This is a genomic window from Hyphobacterium sp. (assembly GCF_965217055.1).
Lineage (GTDB): Bacteria > Pseudomonadota > Alphaproteobacteria > Caulobacterales > Maricaulaceae > Hyphobacterium.
Genome location: NZ_OZ244227.1, coordinates 2,198,254 through 2,219,892 on the forward strand (window position 1 = coordinate 2,198,254; position 21,639 = coordinate 2,219,892).

Annotated in this window: 18 protein-coding genes; 11 read left to right on the top strand and 7 right to left on the bottom strand. The window is 63.2% G+C overall.

All coding sequences use genetic code 11. The features are described 5' to 3' along the window. Positions 1 to 71 precede the first annotated feature (71 nt). The 3 genes from ACOOFN_RS10885 to ACOOFN_RS10895 form a co-directional block, all read right to left on the bottom strand. Entirely contained in the window at positions 72 to 641 is a 570-nt protein-coding gene (locus tag ACOOFN_RS10885) for a ribonuclease HII (protein ID WP_420431357.1), read from the bottom strand. A gap of 207 nt (positions 642 to 848) precedes the next feature. Continuing rightward, positions 849 to 1,982, bottom strand: a complete 1,134-nt coding sequence (locus ACOOFN_RS10890; RefSeq protein ID WP_420431359.1) for a PA0069 family radical SAM protein — start codon at positions 1,980 to 1,982, stop codon at positions 849 to 851. 103 nt (positions 1,983 to 2,085) lie between these two features. Then, complete coding sequence (locus ACOOFN_RS10895) at positions 2,086 to 2,907, bottom strand: uracil-DNA glycosylase (RefSeq protein ID WP_420431361.1); 822 nt, start codon at positions 2,905 to 2,907, stop codon at positions 2,086 to 2,088. A gap of 110 nt (positions 2,908 to 3,017) precedes the next feature. Between ACOOFN_RS10895 and ACOOFN_RS10900 the strand changes: the two genes are divergently transcribed. From ACOOFN_RS10900 to ACOOFN_RS10915, 4 genes are read left to right on the top strand one after another with little or no spacing between them, the layout of a single operon-like run. Beyond that, on the top strand, positions 3,018 to 4,688 hold the full coding sequence (locus ACOOFN_RS10900; protein WP_420431363.1) for an electron transfer flavoprotein-ubiquinone oxidoreductase: 1,671 nt from the start codon (positions 3,018 to 3,020) through the stop codon (positions 4,686 to 4,688). Positions 4,689 to 4,732: 44 nt separating this feature from the next. Continuing rightward, complete coding sequence (locus tag ACOOFN_RS10905; RefSeq protein WP_420431365.1) at positions 4,733 to 6,457, top strand: tetratricopeptide repeat protein; 1,725 nt, start codon at positions 4,733 to 4,735, stop codon at positions 6,455 to 6,457. Further along, entirely contained in the window at positions 6,454 to 7,335 is an 882-nt protein-coding gene (locus tag ACOOFN_RS10910) for a 4-(cytidine 5'-diphospho)-2-C-methyl-D-erythritol kinase (protein WP_420431367.1), read from the top strand. The genes ACOOFN_RS10905 and ACOOFN_RS10910 overlap by 4 nt, the downstream gene beginning before the upstream one ends. Beyond that, positions 7,332 to 8,333: a glycosyltransferase family 4 protein gene (locus ACOOFN_RS10915; protein WP_420431369.1), complete on the top strand. Its 1,002-nt coding sequence runs from the start codon at positions 7,332 to 7,334 to the stop codon at positions 8,331 to 8,333. The genes ACOOFN_RS10910 and ACOOFN_RS10915 overlap by 4 nt, the downstream gene beginning before the upstream one ends. Here the strand turns inward: ACOOFN_RS10915 and ACOOFN_RS10920 are convergent, their stop codons facing one another. Then, complete coding sequence (locus ACOOFN_RS10920) at positions 8,334 to 9,374, bottom strand: polyprenyl synthetase family protein (RefSeq protein WP_420431371.1); 1,041 nt, start codon at positions 9,372 to 9,374, stop codon at positions 8,334 to 8,336. Positions 9,375 to 9,493: 119 nt separating this feature from the next. Between ACOOFN_RS10920 and ACOOFN_RS10925 the strand changes: the two genes are divergently transcribed. From ACOOFN_RS10925 to ACOOFN_RS10955, 7 genes are all read left to right on the top strand, one after another. Beyond that, positions 9,494 to 9,721, top strand: coding sequence for a DUF2007 domain-containing protein (locus ACOOFN_RS10925; protein WP_420431373.1), 228 nt, complete (start codon positions 9,494 to 9,496; stop codon positions 9,719 to 9,721). Continuing rightward, the gene (locus tag ACOOFN_RS10930; protein WP_420431375.1) at positions 9,714 to 10,442 is read left to right on the top strand and encodes a tRNA1(Val) (adenine(37)-N6)-methyltransferase; all 729 of its coding nucleotides are present in this window, start codon (positions 9,714 to 9,716) and stop codon (positions 10,440 to 10,442) included. The genes ACOOFN_RS10925 and ACOOFN_RS10930 overlap by 8 nt, the downstream gene beginning before the upstream one ends. 268 nt (positions 10,443 to 10,710) lie before the next feature. Next, positions 10,711 to 11,592 carry a glycine--tRNA ligase subunit alpha gene (locus tag ACOOFN_RS10935; protein WP_420431377.1) on the top strand — a complete coding sequence of 294 codons (882 nt, stop codon included), beginning with the start codon at positions 10,711 to 10,713 and terminating at the stop codon, positions 11,590 to 11,592. Then, the gene (locus ACOOFN_RS10940; protein WP_420431379.1) at positions 11,589 to 12,182 is read left to right on the top strand and encodes a glutathione S-transferase family protein; all 594 of its coding nucleotides are present in this window, start codon (positions 11,589 to 11,591) and stop codon (positions 12,180 to 12,182) included. The genes ACOOFN_RS10935 and ACOOFN_RS10940 overlap by 4 nt, the downstream gene beginning before the upstream one ends. Positions 12,183 to 12,188: 6 nt before the next feature. After that, positions 12,189 to 14,423, top strand: a complete 2,235-nt coding sequence (gene glyS / locus ACOOFN_RS10945; RefSeq protein ID WP_420431381.1) for a glycine--tRNA ligase subunit beta — start codon at positions 12,189 to 12,191, stop codon at positions 14,421 to 14,423. A 9-nt stretch (positions 14,424 to 14,432) separates the two neighbouring features. Further along, entirely contained in the window at positions 14,433 to 17,105 is a 2,673-nt protein-coding gene (ppdK, locus tag ACOOFN_RS10950; RefSeq protein WP_420431383.1) for a pyruvate, phosphate dikinase, read from the top strand. 198 nt (positions 17,106 to 17,303) lie between these two features. Then, positions 17,304 to 18,071, top strand: coding sequence for a cell wall hydrolase (locus ACOOFN_RS10955; RefSeq protein WP_420431385.1), 768 nt, complete (start codon positions 17,304 to 17,306; stop codon positions 18,069 to 18,071). Here the strand turns inward: ACOOFN_RS10955 and nadC are convergent. The 3 genes from nadC to nadA are packed head-to-tail and all read right to left on the bottom strand — an operon-like array spanning position 18,068 to position 21,541. Next, positions 18,068 to 18,913: a carboxylating nicotinate-nucleotide diphosphorylase gene (gene nadC / locus ACOOFN_RS10960; protein WP_420431387.1), complete on the bottom strand. Its 846-nt coding sequence runs from the start codon at positions 18,911 to 18,913 to the stop codon at positions 18,068 to 18,070. The two genes, ACOOFN_RS10955 and nadC, sit on opposite strands and share 4 nt — an antisense overlap. Further along, positions 18,910 to 20,403 (bottom strand): L-aspartate oxidase, encoded by a 1,494-nt coding sequence (locus ACOOFN_RS10965; protein WP_420431389.1) that lies wholly within the window; start codon positions 20,401 to 20,403, stop codon positions 18,910 to 18,912. Before ACOOFN_RS10965 ends, nadC begins: the two co-directional genes overlap by 4 nt. Positions 20,404 to 20,407: 4 nt before the next feature. After that, positions 20,408 to 21,541, bottom strand: a complete 1,134-nt coding sequence (nadA, locus tag ACOOFN_RS10970; RefSeq protein ID WP_420431391.1) for a quinolinate synthase NadA — start codon at positions 21,539 to 21,541, stop codon at positions 20,408 to 20,410. Positions 21,542 to 21,639: the final 98 nt, after the last annotated feature.

Genomic DNA, 21,639 nt, shown 5'->3' on the forward strand with positions numbered 1-21,639 from the left:
CCGCACCGCTTTACTCCACCCACGTGTTCACCTTAGCAGGCAAGACTCGCCCATGCAGCCCTAATGGCCGGTTAAACGAGTTCCGGTTGACGCATCGGCGAGAAGCTCATGCGGTGAATCGGGCAGGGTCCGTGCTCGGCAATTGCGGCGAGATGGGTGCGGGCGGCATAGCCCTTGTGGCCTTCAAAGCCATAACGCGGAAAGCGTTCGGCGGCGCGCACCATCAGCGCATCGCGGGTTGTCTTGGCGATGATGGAGGCGGCCGATATGGCAGGATCGAGCGCATCGCCGCCAATGATGAAGCGCGCCGGGGCGGGCATTGCGTCCGGCGTGCGATTGCCGTCGATGCGGAATTCCGCCGGCACGGCGCCCAGGTGAAGGGCGGCACGGCGCATGGCGACCATCGTCGCCTGCAGGATGTTGATGCGGTCAATCTCCGCGGGCTCGGCAATGCCGACGCCGACCAGCGCGGTTTCGCGGATCTCGCGCGCCAGGGCGAGGCGGCGCTTCTCGGTCAGTTTCTTGGAATCGTCCAGCCCATCGATCGGCGCGCGGAGGATCACCGCCGCCGCAACGACCGGCCCGGCGAGCGGGCCGCGCCCGGCCTCGTCTATGCCGGCGATGGTGTGGTGAGGGTTCACGTTTCCTCCGGGTCGCTCGGACTTGATCCGAGGGTCCATCTTCTTTGATTGATGGCTGCCCGGGTCAAGCCCGGGCACCCCGGAATTGAGCATGAGCGTGGTTCGAGGCCCGGCAAGCCGGGCACCTCACCATGAGGTAAGTTGGTGGGTGAACTCACAATCCACCTCATCCTGAGGTGCGAGCGGAGCGAGCCTCGAAGGACAAACTCAAAACAAACTTCCCTGATTGCCGCGCGCGAGCGGGCGTTCGAACAGATCACAGCGCAGGCCCGGGCCTTTGGTCTTCAGCCCGTAGCGCTCGATCGCCTTGCGGAAGCGGCTGGCGAGGAGACGCGCATAGGGACCGTCACCGCGCTGTCGTTTTCCATAAGCGGAATCATACTCCTCGCCGCCGCGGGTCTGGCGCACCAGCGACATGACATGCGAGGCGGCATCGGGCCGCGTCGTCGCCAGCCATTCCTTGAACAGGCCCTTGATCTCCATCGGCAGGCGCAACAGCACATAGCCAGCGGAGACCGCGCCGGCCTCGGCGGAAGCCTTGAGAATGGCCTCGAGCTCGCGGTCATTGAGCCCGGGGATCATCGGTGCTGCCATGACGGTAACCGGCACGCCGGCCTCGGTCAGCTGTTTCACCGCGTCGAGCCGGCGCGTAGGCGTGGCCGCGCGCGGTTCCATGTCACGCGCCAGGCGGCGATCCAGCGTGGTGATCGAGATGGCGGCGCGAAACAGGCCCTTCCGCGCCAGCGGCGCGATGATGTCGAGATCGCGCAGGATCAGCGCCGACTTGGTGATGACGCTCACCGGGTGGCTGAAGGCGACACAGATTTTCAGGAGGTCGCGCGTGATTTCCTCGGTCCGCTCGATCGGCTGGTAGCAATCGGTATTGGCGCCGATGACGATCGGCTCGGGCCGGTAATGGCGGTCGAGAAAAGTGCGCTCGAGGAGTTTGGCGGCGTCCGGCTTCTTGAAGATCACGCTCTCGAAATCGAGCCCGGGCGAGTAGCCCCAATAGGCGTGACTGGGCCGGGCATAGCAGTAGACGCAGCCATGCTCGCAGCCGCGATACGGGTTGATCGACAGGTTAAAGGAAATGTCGGGCGACTGATTGCGCGTGACGATGGAGCGCGAACTGTCGATCAGCGTCGTCGTGCGCAGCTGTTCCGGCTCGGGATCAGTATCGCGCCAGCCATCGTCGAACGGCTCATAGGCCTTGTCCTCGAAACGGTTGGTGCGGTTCGACCGGGCACCACGACCGCGCGGACGCAGGGGCTCGGGCAACGGGTCGCCGATCAGGTCCGTATGATTGTTCAGGCAGGCAGGAGTGCGGGGGGCTTTGGTCATGTTCAGGATTATGTTCCTAACAAGGGAACGAATCAAGAACGAAGAGCCGGGTTTCCACATGCGTGTCGTCCGCCGCATGAATCGGCGGAGGCCGCGAATTTGCTCAGCTGTCCTCCACTTTCTTCACAACTTCCAGCCAGTCGCGCCAGGCGCGCGCCTTTTCCTGCGGGCGGCGCAGGAGGAAGGCCGGGTGGAAAAGCGGCATGGCCGGGATGTGCTCGCCGGGTTCACCGTCTGCGTCCTTGAAACGGTATTCCGCCCAGCGGCCGCGCAGCTTCATGATACCGGTCGCGGCGCGCAGCAGCGCCTGGGCCGAGACGCCGCCGGCAAACACCAGCACTTTCGGTGCGGCGAGCGCGATATGACGCTCGATCAGCGGCAGGCAGATGGCAATCTCCTCGGTCGAGGGCGAGCGATTGCCCGGCGGCCGCCAGTTGAGAATGTTCGAGATGTAGACGTCGGTCTCGGGATCTAGGCCGGAAGCCCGGATCATGCGGTCGAGCAATTGCCCGGAGCGGCCGACGAAGGGTTTGCCCTGTTCGTCCTCGTCGCGGCCGGGCGCCTCGCCGACGATCATGATGGGAGCCGCAGGATTGCCGCGGGCGAAAACGGTGTTCCGTGCGGTGCGCTTGAGCGGACAGCCATCAAAGGCCTCGATCGCTGCTTTCAGCGCATCGAGCGTGCTGGCCTTGGCGACCGCCTTGCGGGCGTCTGCGGGATCGCCGTCAGCCTGCCCGAAACCGGCGGCGCGGGCCGCCTGCGGTGTGGCGATGGCCGGTGTCTCCGGCGTGGGCAGCGGTTCGGGCGGCTTCGGTGCCGCCGCCGTCCGGCGCGACGGCGGCAGGGGTTCGGCCTCGATTCCCATGTCCTCCCACCACTGGGTCAGGGCCTTTGCGGCCTCGGTCCTTTGATCGGTGGATGGCATCTGCAAGCCTCTGGATGGCGCGGCGAAAGCGCCCTAGCTGAACCTGAACAGCTAAGCTAAGACAGAAGCAGCGAAAAGCGAAAGAGCGCCGGGCAAGGGAGCCACCAGGAATGTCAGACGAAATGCAGCGCGAGTCGATGGAATATGACGTCATCATCGTCGGTGCCGGACCGGCGGGACTGGCCGCCTCGATCCGGCTGAAACAGCTCGCGGCGGAGGCCGGATCGGACATTTCCGTGGCCGTTCTTGAAAAGGGCGGCGAGGTCGGTGCGCACATATTGTCGGGTGTCGTTGTCGATCCGAAGGCGCTGAACGAGCTGATCCCGGACTGGAAGGAGCAGGGCTGTCCGCTCGAAACCGAGGTGACAGACGACATTTTCCTGGCGCTGTCCGAGGCCGGAAGCTTCCGCTTCCCGAACTTCGCCTTCCCGCCCCTCATGTCGAACCATGGCTGCTATACAGGCTCGCTGGGCGCGGTCTGCAAATGGCTTGGCGAACAGGCCGAGGCGCTGGGCGTCGAGATCTATCCCGGTTTCCCGGCGGCGGATTTCATCGAGGAAGACGGCGTCATCAAGGGCGTGGTGACAGGCGATTTCGGTGTCGCCCGCGACGGCAGCCACAAGGACGGCTACCAGCCGGGCATGGAATTGCGAGGCAAGTATACGCTGATCGGCGAGGGCGCGCGCGGCTCGGTCGCCAAGAAGCTGATCGGCCGGTTCGACCTGGATAAAGACCGTGAGCCCCAGAAATACGGGATCGGTCTGAAAGAGCTCTGGCGGGTGAAGCCGGAAAACCACAAGCCGGGCACGGTGCAGCACACGATGGGCTGGCCTCTCGACAACAATACCGGCGGCGGCAGCTTCCTCTATCACTGGGGCGACAATCTGGTTTCGGTCGGTTTCGTCGTGCACCTGAATTACAAGAATCCGTACATCTCGCCATTCGAGGAATTCCAGCGGATGAAGACGCACCCGCAGATCCGCGACCTGTTCGAGGGCGCCGAACGCCTGTGCTATGGCGCAAGGGCGATCACTGAAGGTGGATACCAGTCGGTGCCCAAGCTCGCCTTCCCCGGCGGCGCGCTGATCGGCTGTTCGGCCGGTTTCGTGAACGTGCCGCGGATCAAGGGCAGCCACAATGCCATGAAGACCGGCATGATGGCCGCCGAGAGCGTGTTCTCCGCGGTCCAGGCCGGCCGCGAAGGCGATGAACTCGATGATTATCAGACCGCCTATGAAAATTCCTGGGTCGCCAAGGATTTGAAGCTGGTGCGGAATGTGAAGCCGCTTTGGTCGAAGTTCGGAACCGTCTTCGGCATACTGCTGGGCGGTATCGAGATGTGGATGAACGCGGCGTTCGGGGGATTCTCGCTGTTCGGCACGATGAAGCACGGCAAGACCGATGCAGAAGCGCTCGAACCCGCTGAAAAGCATACGAAAATCGATTATCCCAAGCCGGATGGCGTGCTGACTTTCGACAAGCTGTCGTCTGTGTTCATTTCGAACACCAATCACGAAGAGGATCAGCCGGTCCATCTCATGGTGAAGGATCTCGACCTGCAAAAGGCGAGTGAGTGGGAGGTCTATGCCGGGCCATCGAGCCGGTATTGCCCGGCGGGGGTCTATGAATGGCTCGAGGACGAGACCAGCGGCGAGCGCCGCTTCGTGATCAACGCGCAGAACTGCGTCCACTGCAAGACCTGCGACATCAAGGATCCGAACCAGAATATCAACTGGACGGTCCCGGAAGGCGGGCAGGGGCCAATCTACTCCAACATGTAGCAGTGGAGTCAGCTTGTCCGGCACGCCGAGTGGCGTAGGCTGTCATGATGATCAATCGATACGCCTTCATCCCGATTGCTGCACTGGTGCTTGGCGCCTGCCAGACGACGTCGGGCGATCCCTCATCGTCGCTGTCAGCCGATGCAGACGAAGGTCCGTCTGCTTACGGGGCATTCCTGGCGGGCCGGTTTGCGGGTACAGCGCGCGATGCGGACGGAGCAGCCGACTATTATGCGACTGCCTGGGCGCAGAGCCCCGGCAGCCTTGTGCTTGCCGAACGGACGTTCCTGTCGTCGGTCCTGGCTGGTGATATCGATCGCGCGATTGAATCCGGGCGGGTCTCTGCGGCCGATGGCGACGAGACCCGGCTGGCCGGACTTTATCTGGCAGCCGATGCGATTGCCCGGCGCGATTATGCGGCGGCTGCCGGTTGGCTCGATGCCGAACAGCTGGGCCCCTTCAATGAATTCATCGCGGAATTGTTGTCGGACTGGGCGCGTGCCGGTCAGGGCGATGTCGCTGGCGCGCTCGAGCGGGCGCGGAACGCTTCGGTGCCCGGTTACGCAGCCGCCTATCTCATCTTGCAACGCGCCTTGCTGGCTGATTTTGCGGGCGACGACGTTGCTGCCGATGCAGCCTATCAGGCGGCGGTGATCGAAAGCCCGTTCACACGGATCACGATTGCGCTCTACGGTGAATTCCTGTTGCGCCAACGCCGGCGGGACGACGCAATCGCCATTTACGACAGCTATCTTCGTCAACAGCCGCTGGAACGCAGTATCACGGAGATGCGGCGGATCGCCGCCGAAACGCGCCGTATTCCGCCCCGGCCGAGCGTCAGCGAGTTCGCTGCACGGGCGCTGTTCGGCCCATCTGCAGCGCTCGCATCGCAAGCCGACATCGATCTGTCAGTGGTTTATCTGCGGATGACGCAAAGGCTGGATGATGACTATCCGCCTGCCATCGTGTTGCTAGCCGGCGCGCTCGAGCGCACCGGCATGATTGGCGCGGCGATCGAAGCTTACGATGCCGTGCCGGAAGGTCCCTTCCGTCTGCCGGCACAGATCGACCGAATCTGGCTGCAGGCGCAACAGGGAGAGATTGACGCCGCTCTTGCGGAAGCGCGGCGCCTGTACGAGCGCAATGACGCCGTCGAGGTGCAACTCGTCTACGCTGACTTGCTGCGTGCTTCAGGCGAATATGGAGAGGCTGCCGAGATCTATTCCCAGGCGCTCGCGGCACGCGAAGCCCAGGGACTGATCCCCGACTGGCGCTATTACTATTTCCGCGCGATCTGTTACGAGCAGACGGACCGCTGGCGTTTGGCCGAAGCCGATTTCCGGTCGGCCCTGGAAATCTCGCCCAATGAAGCCGAGGTGCTCAACTATCTCGGTTACATGTGGGTGATCCGCGGGGAGAATATCGCCGAGGCCTTCGAAATGATCGAGCGTGCGGCCAATCTCGCTCCGGAACAGGGACACATTCTCGACAGTCTGGGCTGGGCCCATTATGTGCGCGGCAATTACGATCGCGCTGTTTTCTATCTCGAACAGGCCGTCGAATTCTCACCGGAAGCGCCAACGATCAATTATCATCTTGGCGATGCCTACTGGCAGGTCGGTCGACAGCTCGAAGCCCGTTTCCAGTGGGAACGCGCGCTGACGCTTGATCCCGACGAGGACGAGCGCGTCGGATTAATGGCGCGGCTGGCCGGTGGCGAACCGGATACACCGGCGACCCAGCTTGCCGATGCGGCTGACACTCATTGATTACCGAGCTTGCGCCCGCGAAGGTGAATTTGACGCTCCGCGTGGGAGCTGTAGGCCCGGAGGGATATCATCCGGTCGATTCGATTGTCGTTTTCGCCGACTGGGGTGACCGGCTGACGGTGGGGCCTTCGGACAATCTTTCGCTTTCGATCGACGGCCCGCAAGCCGCGGGCGTACCCACGGATTCGGAAAATCTCGTCTTGAAGGCGGTCGACGCCCTTGCCCGGGCAACGGGGCAGGCGCCTGTCGGAAGCATTGCATTGGCCAAGAACATCCCGACGGGCGCTGGCATCGGCGGCGGATCGGCCGATGCGGCGGCGGCGCTGCGCGCTTTCAACCGGCTGTGGTCACTGGACTGGCCTCCGGACATGCTGGCGGGAATTGCAGCCGAGATCGGGTCGGATGTGCCGGCCTGTGTGTGGTCACGCCCGCTGCGCATGAGCGGACGCGGCGAACGCATCCGATTGATCGAGGGCTGGCCGGAGTTTCCGGCAGTGCTCGTCAATCCGGGCATCAGCGTCGCGACAGGCCCCGTGTTCCGGGCGTTCGATGATGACGAGTGCGGAACCGGTGCGCCATTCCGTCCACCCAGCCGGCTCGATCGGGACGGTATACTCGCGGCATTGGCCGCGGCGTCGAACGATCTGACCGGTCCGGCTTGCAAAACGGCGCCCGTGATTGCCGATATTCTGTCAGCGCTCGCCGCGTTTCCGGGCAGTGGAATTGCAAGGATGTCGGGTTCGGGCGCGACCTGTTTTGCCTTGTTCGATACGACGGATTTGCGGGACGATGCCGCTGGCCGGCTGCGCGCTGATCATCCAGACTGGCACGTTTTTCCGGTTGCGCTGCAAGGCAATCCGTCGATAACGCCAGCATGATTTCAATCCTGTTCATAACGGCATTCCTGGTGTCGGCCGGCGTCAGCTGGCTGGCGCGTCATGCCGGTGTGCTGGACCATCCCAATGCCCGATCGAGTCACAGCCGGCCAACGCCGCGCGGTGGCGGGCTGGGCCTGCTGGCGGCTCTGGGGATCGCACTGTGTCCGACACTCCATCCGGATTTGGGGGTGAATGCGCTGGCGGTCGGAATGGCGGCGCTGGGCTTCGGGGTGCTGGGCCTTACCGATGACCTGCTGGCGCTGGGAACGCGTCTGAAATTCGCGATCATCCTTTCGCTCGGCGCCGCGATCACCCTCGTGACGGGTCCCGTCGAAGCGATCGCTGTGGCTGACACAATCGGCATAGCCTTGCCTTACATCGTCGGCTTCGCCGGTTCGGTGCTGTGGATTTTCACCGTGTCCAACGCGGCGAACTTCATGGACGGATCGGACGGTCTGACGATTGCCTGCTTCCTGCCGGCGAGCCTGACCCTCATGGTCCTGGGCGACGGCGAGGTCGCGCTTGCCGGGCTCGGTCTTGCGGCGGGACTGACGGGGTTTGCCGTTTTCAACGTGCCGCGCGCGTCCCTGTTCCTCGGCGATGTCGGTTCGCTGTCGCTGGGCGCGATCTACGGCGCCGTTGCGCTGTCCGCGATCGAGAGCGGGTTCGATGTCTGGCTCTATCCGCTGTTGATCCTGCCGGTGCTCGCCGACGTGTTGCTGACGCTGGTCGGCAAGTTGCGCAACCGGATCGGCTTCCTGGCGCCGCACCGCACGCATGCCTACCAGCTGCTGATCCGGATGGGATGGCCGCACTGGCAGGTCGCGCTGACCTATCTCGGCCTGTCTTCAGCCTGTGCTGGGTTGGTGATCATGGCCGGACCTGCAGGATGGCTGAACCCGGCTTTCGCGTTCTGGGGTGCGGTGATTGTGATCACGATCCTGCACAGCGCTGTGCGGCGCATGGCGCGGCGTGCGGGTATCGATTTCGCGAACTGATCAGCTGGCGCGGCGTACCACGAAATCGGCCAGATCGATGAGCGCCGTCTTCCACTCATTGTCGGGGAATTGCTCCAGCGCCCGTTTGGCAATCCGTGACTTCTCTGCAGCCATGTCGAGCGTCGCCTTGAGCGCATCATGGCGATCGAGCAATTCCATCGCGGTGTCGAAATCCGCGTCCTCCTGTTCGCCGTCGGACATGACGCGCGACCAGAAACGCTTCTCGCTCTCGCTGCCATTGCGCAGCGCGATCACGACCGGCAGGGTGATCTTGCCTTCGCGGAAATCGTCGCCGGTATTCTTGCCGAGCGCCTGGGCGAGCCCGCCATAATCAAGCGCGTCATCGACGAGCTGAAAGGCGAGGCCGAGCTCGCGGCCATAGGTGTCGAGCGCAGTGACTTCGTCTTGCGGCCGGTCCGCGACAATGGCGGATATTTCCGCTGCCGATGCAAACAAGGCCGCCGTCTTGGCCTCGATGATCTCCATGTAGGAGCCGATACTGGCGTCGATATCGCCCTTGGCCGCGAGCTGCCGCACTTCGCCCTCGGCAATGATGCTGGACGCCCGCGAAAGCGAATGCAGGGCAGGCATCGAACCCGCATCGACCATCAGCATGAAGGCCCGAGCGAACAGGAAATCGCCGACCAGCACGCTCGGCGCATTGCCCCAGACCAGATTGGCGGGCTTGCGGCCGCGCCGAAGATCACTTTCGTCGACGACATCGTCGTGCAGAAGCGTGGCGGTGTGGATGAATTCAACTGCCGCGGCGAGTTTCAGATGGGCATCGCCGGAGTAATTGATCATCCTCGCTGCCGCGATCGTCACGAGGGGCCGCACGCGCTTGCCGCCGGCTTCGACGAGATACTTCGCCAGCTTGGGAATCAGCGGAACCGGGCTGCCCATGCGCTCGAGAATGAGCGCATTGACGGCCTTCATGTCTTCGCTGGCGAGGTGAGCGAGTTTTTCCGCCGCACTGGGTTCGGACGCGACCGCTTCGCCTGCGCTTTTGAGCGCGCGGTTGGCAATTGCGCTGATATCCAAGACGGTATCCTCTGACAGCCCATGTCACTCTAAGTCTTGAGGGACAATAGAAACGCGTCGAGACTGCTGCAAGCTGGGAGCGCTGCGCCGATCGTCGCAGGATGGTAATCGGGAGTAAAATGGCCGTGATAGAGGTGTTCAGAACCAATGATCCCGTGCAGCTGAGCTTTGCCGAAAACGTGCTGCGCGAGGCCGGGATCGAGCCGATCACGCTGGATGGCGAAACCGCCGGTGTCTATGGCGGCGCGCTGCCCTTCATCAAACGCCGGATCATGGTGATCGACGAGGAGGTGCATCTCGCCCGTACCGCGCTTGAAAAGGCTTTCGGCGAATTGCCCGATGACTGAAACCGTCACCCTGCTGGATGGCAAGGTGATCGCCAATCAGCCGGCGAGCGGGTTTCGCTCCGGACTCGATGCAGTGCTGCTCGGTGCGTCGATCGCGATGAAGCCGGGAGAGCTGGCCATCGAATTCGGGTGCGGGACCGGCGGAGCGATGCTGGTCGCAGCACATCACAATCCGGATGCGCGATTCCTCGGTATCGATGCCGATGCGGCCGTCATCGGGCTTGCCGAATCGAACATCGCCGCGAATGGCTGGACCGAGCGCATGCATGCAATCTGCGGAGACATCGGGGCATCCGCTTCGCAGCCGCCGGCCGGCCAGGTCTTCTTCAATCCGCCGTTTTACGATGATGAGACCGCCCTGAAGCCGCCGGCGGCGGGCAAGCGGTCCGCCTATCTCTCCGGCGATGCGCCGCTTGAGGCCTGGATCGGGCAGGCCAACAAGGCGTTAAAGCCGAAAGGGCGCCTGACGCTGATCCATCGTGCCGACCGGCTGGACGACATTCTCGCCATCGCCCGTCGATGGTTCGGTGATGTGGCGATCAAGCCGGTCGCGTCCTATTCGGACCGGCCGGCCAAGCGGGTGCTGGTGTCGGCGCGCAAGGGCGTGAAAAGTCCCATGAAGCTGCTGCCACCGCTGGTATTGCATGACGGACCGGACCGCAAATATGCCCCGGCAGCAGACGCCATACTGCGTGGCCGGGCGCGGCTTGCGGTGACGTGATCTGGCGCGCGGGTTAACTGCCGCCACTCACCTGATCGCGCGGTGGCGGCGCAGCCGATTTCGCATGATCGGGGACGCTCGCCGCTTTGCGTGGTGCGAGGCTCACCTGGCGGCCCACAGCTCACCATGAGGCAGAAATGATCTACGTCACCCCGGCGGAAGGCCCATGATGCTCCAGCGGCCAACGCCGCTTGATTGCGTGGGCCTGCTTTCCTAGTGTCCGCGCGGATTTTCAAGGGGCGGTTCGCCCTCCGGGACCGGACTTTCCATGACCAGTAAAAAAGCACCTTCCTTTCAGGAACTGATCCTCACGCTGCAACGCTATTGGGGCGAGCAAGGGTGTGCGATCCTGCAGCCCTATGACGTGGAGGTCGGGGCCGGCACGCTGCACCCGGCGACGACGCTGCGTTCGCTCGGCCCGAAACCGTGGGACGCTGCCTATGTGCAGCCCTCGCGGCGCCCGGCCGACGGCCGCTATGGCGAGAACCCGAACCGGTTGCAGCATTACTACCAGTTCCAGGTGCTGTTGAAGCCGTGCCCGTTCAATCTGCAGGACCTCTATCTCGGTTCGCTCGATGCGATCGGGATCGACCGCAATCTGCACGATGTGCGTTTTGTGGAAGACGATTGGGAGAACCCGACCGTCGGGGCCTGGGGGCTCGGCTGGGAGGTGTGGTGCGACGGGATGGAAGTCAGCCAGTTCACCTATTTCCAGCAGGTCGGCGGGCTCGATGTCGACCTCGTCTCCGGCGAATTGACCTATGGGCTGGAGCGCCTCGCAATGTATGTGCAGGGCGTTGAAAACGTTTACGATCTCGACTTCAACGGCGCCGGGCTGAAGTATGGCGACGTGTTCCAGGAAGCCGAGCGGCAGTATTCCGCCTTCAATTTCGAACATGCCGATGTCGACATGCTGATCCGCCAGTTCGCGGACGCCGAGGCGCAATGCAAGGCATTGCTGGAACTCGAGAAGCCCTTGCCACTGCCGGCCTATGACTACTGCCTGAAAGCTTCGCACCTGTTCAATCTGGTCGATGCGCGTGGTGCGATCTCGGTCGCCGAGCGGGCGAGCTGGATTGCGCGGGTGCGCGATCTTGCCAAGGGCTGTGCTGACGCCTGGGTTGCCCAGGAGAAAGGGGAGGCAGCATGAGCCTCGAATTCTACCATAACCCCCAATCGCGGGCGGCCTTGACGCACTGGCTGCTCGAAGAGATCGGTTGCGATTACGAGATCAAGTCGGTTGCCTATGAGGACGGTTCCATGCGGACGCCGGAATTCCTCGCCATCAACCCGATGGGCAAGATCCCGGCGATCAGGGATGGCGAAACGATCGTCACCGAGACGACCGCGATCGCGATCTATCTCGCCGACAAGTGCAAGACGCCGAACAATCTGGCGCCCGATATCGACGACCCGCGCCGCGGAGAATATCTGCGCTGGGTGGCCTATCAGTCCGCCGTGATCGATCCGGCGATGATGCAGGCCAGCACCAAGGTCGAGATTGCCCGCCAGTCTGCCGGGTGGGGCGATGTCGATCTGGTCATGACTGTGCTCGAAGACCGCTTGTCCAGGGCCAATCCCTATCTGCTTGGCGACTGGTTCACGGCGGCCGATGTGCTGATCGGCGGCGCGCTTGGCTGGGCAACGCAATTCGGCATGTTCGAGATGCGCGCCGGATTTGAAAACTACCTCAAGGCCGTGCAATCGCGCCCCGCCTTCAAAAAAGTCTTTGCCGGTTAGGACGCCATGCCCCAGCTGCTGCTTGAATTCTTCTCCGAGGAAATCCCCGCGCGGATGCAACCGCGCGCCGAGGCCGATCTCGAGCGGCTGTTTTCGGATGCCCTGAAGGACGCCGGCCTGGGCTGGAACGCGTTCACGACCTTTGCCGGACCGCGGCGCCTGGGCTGCGTCATAGACGGCCTGCCGGGCGAGACCGAGGCCGTGCGCGAGGAACGTAAGGGGCCGCGTACCGATGCGCCGGAAAAGGCCCTGCAGGGTTTCATGCGCGGCGCAGGGGTCGACAGTCTCGATGCATGCGAGGTCCGTGAGGACAAGAAGGGCAGCTTCTACGTCGCGGTGATCGAAAAGCCGGGTGTGAAGACAGCAGATGTGATTGCCTCGGTCATTCCCGACATTGTGAAGAATTTCCCCTGGCCGAAATCGATGAAGTTCGGCGAGGGTGAAAGGGCGCAGCGCTGGGTACGGCCGCTGCAGCGGATCGTCTGCCTGTTCGGTGGTGAGGTTGTGCCGGTCGAGGTGTTTGGCGTGACGGCGTCGAATGTGACCGAAGGCCATCGCGTGCACGGGCCGGGTCCGTTCACGGTGAAGGATTTCGCGGATTACAAGGCGCAGCTGGAAGGCGAGGGGCACGTCCTCATCGACCGCGCGGCGCGCGAGACGCTCATTCTCGATGGCGCGAAGAAAGCCTGCGCGGATGCCGGTCTGGAACTGATCGAAGACCAGGGCCTCCTGACCGAAGTCGCCGGACTGGCGGAATGGCCGGTGCCGCTGCTGGGACAGATGGACCCGGACTTCCTCGACCTGCCGCCGGAAGTCATCCAGCTCTCGATGAAGACGCACCAGAAATATTTCGCCGTGCGCGATCCGAAGACGGGCGAGCTGGCGCCGAATTTCGTTGTGGTCGCCAATCAGCAGGCGCCGGACGGTGGCGAGGCGATTGCCGCCGGCAATGCGCGCGTCCTGTCAGCGCGCCTGTCCGATGGCCGGCATTTCTGGGACAATGACCGCAAGACACCGCTGTCCGACATGGCGGCGCAGCTCGACAAGGTAACCTTCCACAAAAAGCTGGGCACGGTCGCCGACAAGGTGGAACGGGTGGCCGCACTGGCGCGCGAACTCGCTCCGACGGTCGGTGCCGATCCGGACCTGGCGGAGAAGGCTGCGCGCCTGTCGAAAGCCGATCTCGTTTCGGAAATGGTCTATGAATTTCCCGAGCTGCAGGGCGAGATGGGCCGGTATTACGCGCTGGAGCAGGGCGAAACGGCGGACGTCGCCAATGCGATCCGCGATCATTACAAGCCGCAGGGCCCATCCGACGAAGTTCCGATTGCGCCGGTGAGCGCCGCGGTGGCGCTCGCCGACAAGCTCGACACGCTGGTCGGCTTCTGGGCGATAGATGAAAAGCCGACAGGCTCCAAGGACCCGTTCGCGCTGCGTCGGGCGGCGCTGGGGGTTTTCCGGATTTTGTTGGATGTAGGAAGCAGGACTCTCGTAGCTCATATCTGCCAAGATTGGGTCGAAACTAACGTCGCGGTTGCTACACAATCAGGCGCTGATTTCGAAGATGGCCGGCATCATGTGGTCGAGCTGTACGTAGAAAGCAGCGGTCAGATTATACCAATAGCTATAAGTCGGCGTTCCGTGGATGAGTCGTATCTTGATTTTTCAGAATGGGCTCCTGCGTTTCGTTCTGCGTTTGCTAAATCATGCGCAAAAGACCTCCTCGACTTCTTCGCTGACCGTCTGAAAGTCCATCTCAAGGATGACGGCATATCGCACGATGTGATCGATGCGGTGTTTGCGCTGGGCGATGACGATCTCGTACGTGTCACCAATCGCGCCCGCGCGCTGCAGGGCTTCCTCGACACGGACGACGGCAAGGCATTGCTCGCCGGCTACAAGCGCGCGGCGAACATCTTGAAGGCCGAGGAAAAGAAAGACGGCGAGGGGGCGTTCGAAGGCGATCTCGACGATGGCTACTCACCGGTGGAAACCGAGGAAAAGGCGCTGATCGCGGCGCTCGGTGATGTCCGCCCGGCGGCCGCGGAAGCCGTCGAAGCCGAGGATTTCGAGGGCGCGATGAGCGCGCTGGCGCAACTGCGTGCGTCGGTCGATGCGTTTTTTGACAAAGTCACCGTGAACGATAAAGACAACATGCTGCGCCGCAACAGGCTGCGCCTCCTCGCGCAGATCCGGCAGGCTGCACACACCGTGGCGGATTTCAGCCGCATCGAGGGATAAGGGACGACGATGAGCGCGACGAAGTGGGTCTATGCATTCGGTGGCGGTTCCAGCGAGGGCGATGCGGACATGCGCGAGCTCCTTGGCGGCAAGGGCGCGAACCTCGCGGAGATGGCGCGGCTGGGTCTGCCGGTGCCGCCGGGCTTCACGATCACCACGGCGGTCTGCGTCGCTTACTATGAGAACGAGAAATCCTTCCCGGCCGATCTTGATGCCCAGATCGATACCGCGCTGAAGGCGCTGGAAGCCACGACGGAGAAATCCTTCGGCGATCCGGCCAATCCGCTGCTGGTCTCGGTGCGCTCAGGTGCGCGGGCGTCGATGCCGGGGATGATGGATACGGTGCTCAATCTCGGCCTCAATGACGAGACCGCGGAAGGGCTGGCAGAGCTCTCGGGCGACAAGCGCTTTGCCTATGACAGCTATCGCCGCTTCATCCAGATGTATTCGGATGTGGTCCTCGGCCTCGACCATTCGATCTTCGAAGAGATCCTCGAGACCTTCAAGGACGAGCGCGATTACGCGCTCGACACCGAGCTGTCGGCCGAGGACTGGGTCGAGATCGTTGGCGATTACAAGCGCGCGGCCGCAGATGCGCTGGGCCGCGATTTTCCAACCGATCCGCGCGAGCAATTGCAGGGGGCGATCCGCGCCGTATTCGACAGCTGGATGACGGCGCGGGCGATCAAGTATCGCCAGCTGCACGACATCCCGGAGAGCTGGGGCACGGCGGTCAATGTCCAGGCCATGGTTTTCGGCAATATGGGCGAAACCTCCGCGACGGGAGTCGCCTTTACGCGCAACCCGTCGACCGGCGAGAACAGCTATTACGGCGAGTTCCTGATCAATGCGCAAGGCGAGGACGTGGTCGCCGGCATCCGCACGCCGCAATGCCTGACGCAGGCAATGCGCGAGGAAATGGGCGATACTCAGCCGTCCATGCAGGAAGCCCTGCCGGAGAGCTATGACGAGCTTGCGAAAGTGTTCGACGTTCTCGAGCGGCACTATCGCGACATGCAGGATATCGAATTCACGGTGGAGCGTGGCCGGCTGTGGATGCTGCAGACCCGCAACGGCAAGCGCACCGCCAAGGCGGCGCTGAAGATTGCGGTCGATCTCGCCAGTGCTGGCCTGATCACGCAGGAAGAGGCCGTGATGCGGGTTGACCCGTCACAACTGGACCAGCTCCTGCACCCGATGATCGCCGAGGACGCGACGCGTGACGTGCTGGCGACCGGGCTGCCGGCTTCGCCGGGGGCGGCCGCCGGTGTTGTGGTGTTCGACAGCGACGATGCCGAAGCGCGCGCCGCCAAGGGCGAGCCGGTGATCCTGGTGCGCGTCGAGACCAGCCCGGAAGACATTCACGGCATGCATGCCGCCGAGGGCATTGTCACGGCGCGTGGCGGGATGACCTCGCACGCCGCCGTCGTCGCCCGCGGTATGGGCCGGCCCTGCGTCTCGGGCGCAGGCTCGGTACGGATCGACTATGATACACGGCAGTTTACCGCCGGTGGCCGCACGGTGAAGGAAGGCGATTTCATCACCATTGATGGCGCGACGGGCGAAGTGCTGGCCGGCGAGGTGAAGATGATCCAGCCGGAAGTCACCGGCGATTTCGCAAAGCTCATGGAATGGGCCGACAAGGTCCGGCGGATGAAGGTGCGGACCAATGCCGAGACGCCCGCCGACGTCCAGACGGCGAAGGATTTCGGCGCAGAAGGGATCGGGCTGTGCCGGACCGAGCACATGTTCTTCGACGCCGACCGGATCGCGGCCGTCCGGGAAATGATCCTTTCGGAATCCAGGGAAGGGCGGGTGGCGGCGCTGGCCAAGATCCTGCCGATGCAGCGGGCCGACTTCGAAGCGATCTTCGAAATCATGGGAGACCTTCCCTGCACGATCCGTTTGCTGGATCCTCCGCTTCACGAATTCCTGCCTCACACGGAGGAAGATGTTCATGCCGTCGCCGAGGCGACCAGCCTGTCCGCCGCTGCGCTGATGGAGCGCGCCGGTGCGCTGTCTGAATCCAATCCGATGCTCGGGCATCGCGGCTGCCGCCTGGGGATTACCTTCCCGGAAATCTACGAGATGCAGGCGCGCGCCATTTTTGAAGCACAGGTCAATGTCGAGAAGAAGACCGGCGTGAAGCCCGTCGCCGAAGTGATGATCCCGCTGGTCGCGACCGCGCAGGAGCTGGCGATCCTGAAAGCCGCCGTGGCGCGCATCGCCAACGAGGTGAAGGATGAAAGCGGCAAGGCGCCGGAATACCTTATCGGCACGATGATCGAATTGCCGCGCGCTGCGCTGCGCGCCGACGATATCGCCGAGGAAGCCGAGTTTTTCTCCTTCGGGACCAATGACCTGACACAGACCACGTTTGGCCTGTCGCGCGACGATGCCGGCAAGTTCATGCCCGACTATATCGAGCAGGGCATTTTCGAGAAGGATCCGTTCGTGACACTGGACCAGCATGGAGTCGGCGATCTCATCCGCATTGCCGCCGAACGCGGCCGCGGTGTTCGCGAGCGATTGAAGCTCGGGATTTGCGGCGAGCATGGTGGCGATCCGGCGTCGATCCAGTTCTGTGATTCGGTCGGGCTCGATTATGTGTCCTGTTCGCCATACCGGGTGCCGGTGGCGCGACTTGCTGCCGCACAGGCGGCGCTGAAGTCCAAAGGCTAATGCCTTGAATCCAGTAGAGAACAGGCGACAGCTATTGAAACTGTCCGCCAGCTGACCCAATTGTTGTCCCGACATTAACTTGACGATGCCGGGCGGGGCCTATAATCGACCGCGCCCGAACGCCGGTTGGCATTCAGCTGATAGTCATTCTATTGCGCTAAAGCCCCGGAATCGGACCATACGCATTTTGGGGCTGTCATGAACGCCAAGGCGAATAAAATCTCTACTGTCCGCTGGCAGGACATCAAACGCTACGCGATGGTGGCTGCAAGCGTCATCGTGACGGCGGCATTGCTGCCCCTGGCAGGGCTGCGGGCCGAGTATCAGGACGATGCTGCCTATTGGCGCGACCTTGCGAGCCGTCATATTGCCTCCGAGGACTTGCTGGGCTGGTCGGCCCCCTACGGTTTGCAGGCGGCGTCGCTGTCGCTTGCCGCAGACGAGCTGGAGGGCGCACGCGTCCTCATGCGCCCGGTGAGCGAGGATCTGCGGACCTTCGATGCCACGCATATCAATCGCGCGCGGTTCAGCACTTCGGAAATCCACTGCCTGGCCGAGGCTATCTATTACGAGGCACGGGGCGAAAGCTTTGCCGGCCAGACGGCGGTTGCCGAAGTGATCCTCAACCGGGTCAACCACCGGGTCTATCCGCAAACGATTTGCGGCGTCGTGTACGAGGGCTCGGAACGGGTAACCGGCTGCCAGTTCAGCTTTACGTGTGATGGTTCCATGGAGCGGGCGCCACGCGGTCGTTCCTGGCGCCGTTCGCAGCTGGTGGCGGAACATGTCGCGCTTGGCTTCGCGCCGCCGCGCACGCGCCGGGCGACGCACTATCACACCACGGCGGTCGATCCGCACTGGAATGATTCGCTGGTCCAGACGGGCCAGATCGGCACGCACATCTTCTACCGCTTCCCGAACCGCCGGGAACGCGAGGAATTGCGTAACCGGCAACGCGATCTCTAGACCGCGTCCAGTCCAAAATCGAAGTTCGGCGCGGAGTGCGTCAGAGCGCCGACGGAAATAATGTCGACGCCGGTTGCGGCAATGTCGGCGACCGTATCGAGCGTGACGCCGCCGGACGCTTCCAGGACGATCCTGCCGGCAGCCTGGACCACGGCCGCTTCAAGGTCCTGCAGCGGGAAATTGTCGAGCAGGACGATATCGGCGCCGGCCTTCATCACGCTCGCCAGGTCTTCGAGGCGGTCAATTTCGCAGGACACGCGAACCATGTGACCGACATTGGCGCGCGCGGCACGAACAGCCGCTGCCGGGCTGCCCGCTGCGGCAACATGATTGTCCTTGATCAGAACAGCATCGGAGAGATTGTAGCGGTGCGGTGATCCGCCTCCGGCGCGAACGGCCTGGATCTCGAAGGCGCGCAAGCCGGGCGTGGTTTTCCGGGTGTGGACGATTTTTGCCCTGGTGCCGACAATCGCGTCAACATAGCGACGCGTCAGCGTCGCGATGCCGCTCATGCGGCCGAGAAAATTGAGGGCGGTTCGCTCCGCCAGAAGAATGTCGCGGACATTTCCGGCCACGGTCATCACCGTCTCGCCGGGTTCGGTCGGGTCACCGTCATTGGCCAGAACATCGAGCGAAATCTCGGGGCCGGCCTGGCTGAACGCTTCCACCGCTGCCTGCATGCCGCACACCACGCCGTTTTCGCGGGCACGAATCTCGAAGGTCGCATTGGCGCCGGACGGAATCACCGAAAGCGACGTGACGTCACCGGCACCGGTGACGTCTTCGGCAAATGCACGGCGCACAGTATCGCGGACGATTTCGGACGGCAGAGGTGGGATCATTCCGCAGCGACCAGTTCTTCTTGGCTGCAACCGGCGATAAGCGTGTTCTTCGCCGTCGGCAAGCTTCGCGGGAAATCGGTTCGATAATGACCGCCGCGGCTTTCACGGCGCGCGAGCGCGGCGTTGGCAATCACCCGCGCGGTGATGATCTCGTCGGTATCGCCGTAGCGCGCCGCCAATCGTTCCACCCGGCTTGCAAGATCACGCAGACCGGAAGCGTCGCGCTCAACGCCGGCGAGCCGGCTCATGGCAGTGCGCAATCCGTAAAGCACGGTGCGTGGCAGGACGGGCGGCGTTGGGACCATGATCGGATCGGACAAGGCGCTAGGGTTGTTGCTAATCGACCGCGCCGCGCGCTTGCCGAACACCAGCCCCTCGGCCAGCGAATTCGAGGCCAGACGGTTGGCACCATGCAAGCCATTGCAGGCGCACTCCCCGACCGACCAGAGTCCCCGGACACTGGTCCGTCCGTCGAGATCGGTGGCAATTCCGCCCATGGTGTAATGTGCGGCCGGGACAATGGGGATGGGCTGGCGGCGCGGGTCGATGCCGGCTGCCATGCAGGCAGAAAAAACGGCAGGAAAGTCCTCGGGAAAGTCCTGACCGACGGCACGGCGGCCATCGAGATAGGCCCCGCGTCCTGCCATGACCGCGCGGTATACGGCGCGGGCGACAATGTCGCGGGGCGCGAGGTCATCGCCACCGGTAAGGCTTTCGCCGTCTTCGTTGATCAGCCGTGCGCCCCTGCCACGCAACGCCTCTGTCGCCAGCGGCAGCGGGTCGCCCGCGGTATGAATGGCGGTCGGGTGGAATTGCACGAATTCGGGGTTGGCGATGTCGGCGCCTATGCGGTGGGACATGGCGATGGCGCCGCCGGTCGCGCCCGGCGGACTCGTGGTATGCGCAAACAGGCCGCCATAGCCGCCGATGGCGAGAACGGTGTCCGCGGCCCGAACCTGATGCTCGGCGCCGGAGAAATCGCGGGCGAGAACGCCGGCACAGCTTCCGTCCCGGGCCGGCAGCAGGGCCAGCGCCCGCCAGTTCTTGCGGATCTCGATATGGCCGGCCGCGCGAACCGCCCTGATCAGCGCGGTGAGAATTTCGGCGCCGGCCTGGTCGCCACCGATATGGGCGATGCGCGGGTGGGTGTGCGCGGCCTCGAGGCCCAATGCCAGACTTCCGGCACCATCGGTTTCAAAGGCCACGCCGAGCGCCCGCAATTCCTCAATCTCGCCGGCGATACCGTCCGACAGAATTTGCGCCGCGGTCCCGTCACTCAATCCGGCGCCGGCGGCCAGCGTATCTTTCGCATGCGAATCAACGCTGTCGTCCGCGCCGGCGGCCACAGCAATCCCACCTTGCGCCCAACCCGTCGCGGCGCCCTCGCCAAGCGGTGAACCGGTGAGCAGAATGACGGGATTTGGCGCGAGGCTGAGTGCCGTCCAGAGACCGGCTATGCCGGCTCCGACAATGAGTGTAGGGGCGGTCATAGAGTCAGACCAGGTCGACCGCTACGGGTGCCCTGTCGCGATCGAACTGCGCCGGCGTGGCCGGTTTTGGCAAGTCCAGCATTCGTTGGATCGAGATACGTGCCCGCGCCGCGACATCGTCGTCGACCTCGACCTCAAAACGGCCATAGCGGAGCGAGTCATAGATGTTCTGCAGCGTGATGCGCTTCATGTGCGGACAGAGATTGCACGGCCGCACGAAGTTCACGCCGGGGTTCTCGACGGCGACATTGTCGCTCATCGAGCACTCGGTCAGCAGCACGACTTTTTCCGGCTTGTTGTCTTTCACATACTTTGCCATGGCGGCAGTCGAGCCGGCGAAGTCGGCGGCGCGCACGACGTCTACCGGGCTTTCCGGGTGGGTCAGCACAACAACGCCGGGATGACCTTCACGCAGGGCTTCGACATCGTCGGCCGTGAAGCGCTCATGGACTTCGCAGCTGCCCTTCCAGGTCAGGATGCGGATGTCGGTGTTGGCTGCGACATTGCGGGCGAGAAACTCGTCAGGCATAAGGATTACCGTGTCCGTACCCCATTCCTTCGCGGCCCATTCTGTGACCTGGACGGCATTGCTCGACGTGCAGCAGACATCGGCCTCGGCCTTCACGGCGGCTGAAGTGTTCACGTAGGTGACGATCGGATAGTCGGGGTATTTGGCCTTGATCGAGGCGACATCGCCGCCGCTGATGCTTTCGGCAAGCGAACAGCCGGCGCGCATGTCCGGGATGAGTACCGTCTTGTGGGGAGACATGATCTTGGCGGTTTCGGCCATGAAGTGCACACCGGCCTGGACGATGATGTCTTCCTGCACATCGGCGGCCATCCGGGCGAGCGCGAGGCTGTCGCCGGACAAGTCGCCGACGCAGTTGAATATCTCCGGCGTCATGTAGTTATGCGCCAGAATGATTGCGCCTTTCTCCTTCTTGAGCCGGTTGATGGCGGCAATCAGTGGCGCAAAAGCCGGCCATTCGTCCGGCAAAATGACGTCTTTCACACGCGCGTAGAGATGGTCCGTTTCCGCTTTCACGGCGTCGTCGAAGATCAGCTGATCTTCTGGTTCATCGGCCAGATGGCCCGGTTCACACTTCCAGTTGGGGCTGGTCCAGTCCATCCGATCCATGCGAATCTCCCTTATGCTCAAAATGAGCATTATATGAGCCTGCGTAAAGGCGGTCAGGTGGGTGACCGCCTTTTGCTCTTGTTGAGCCTAAATAGGCT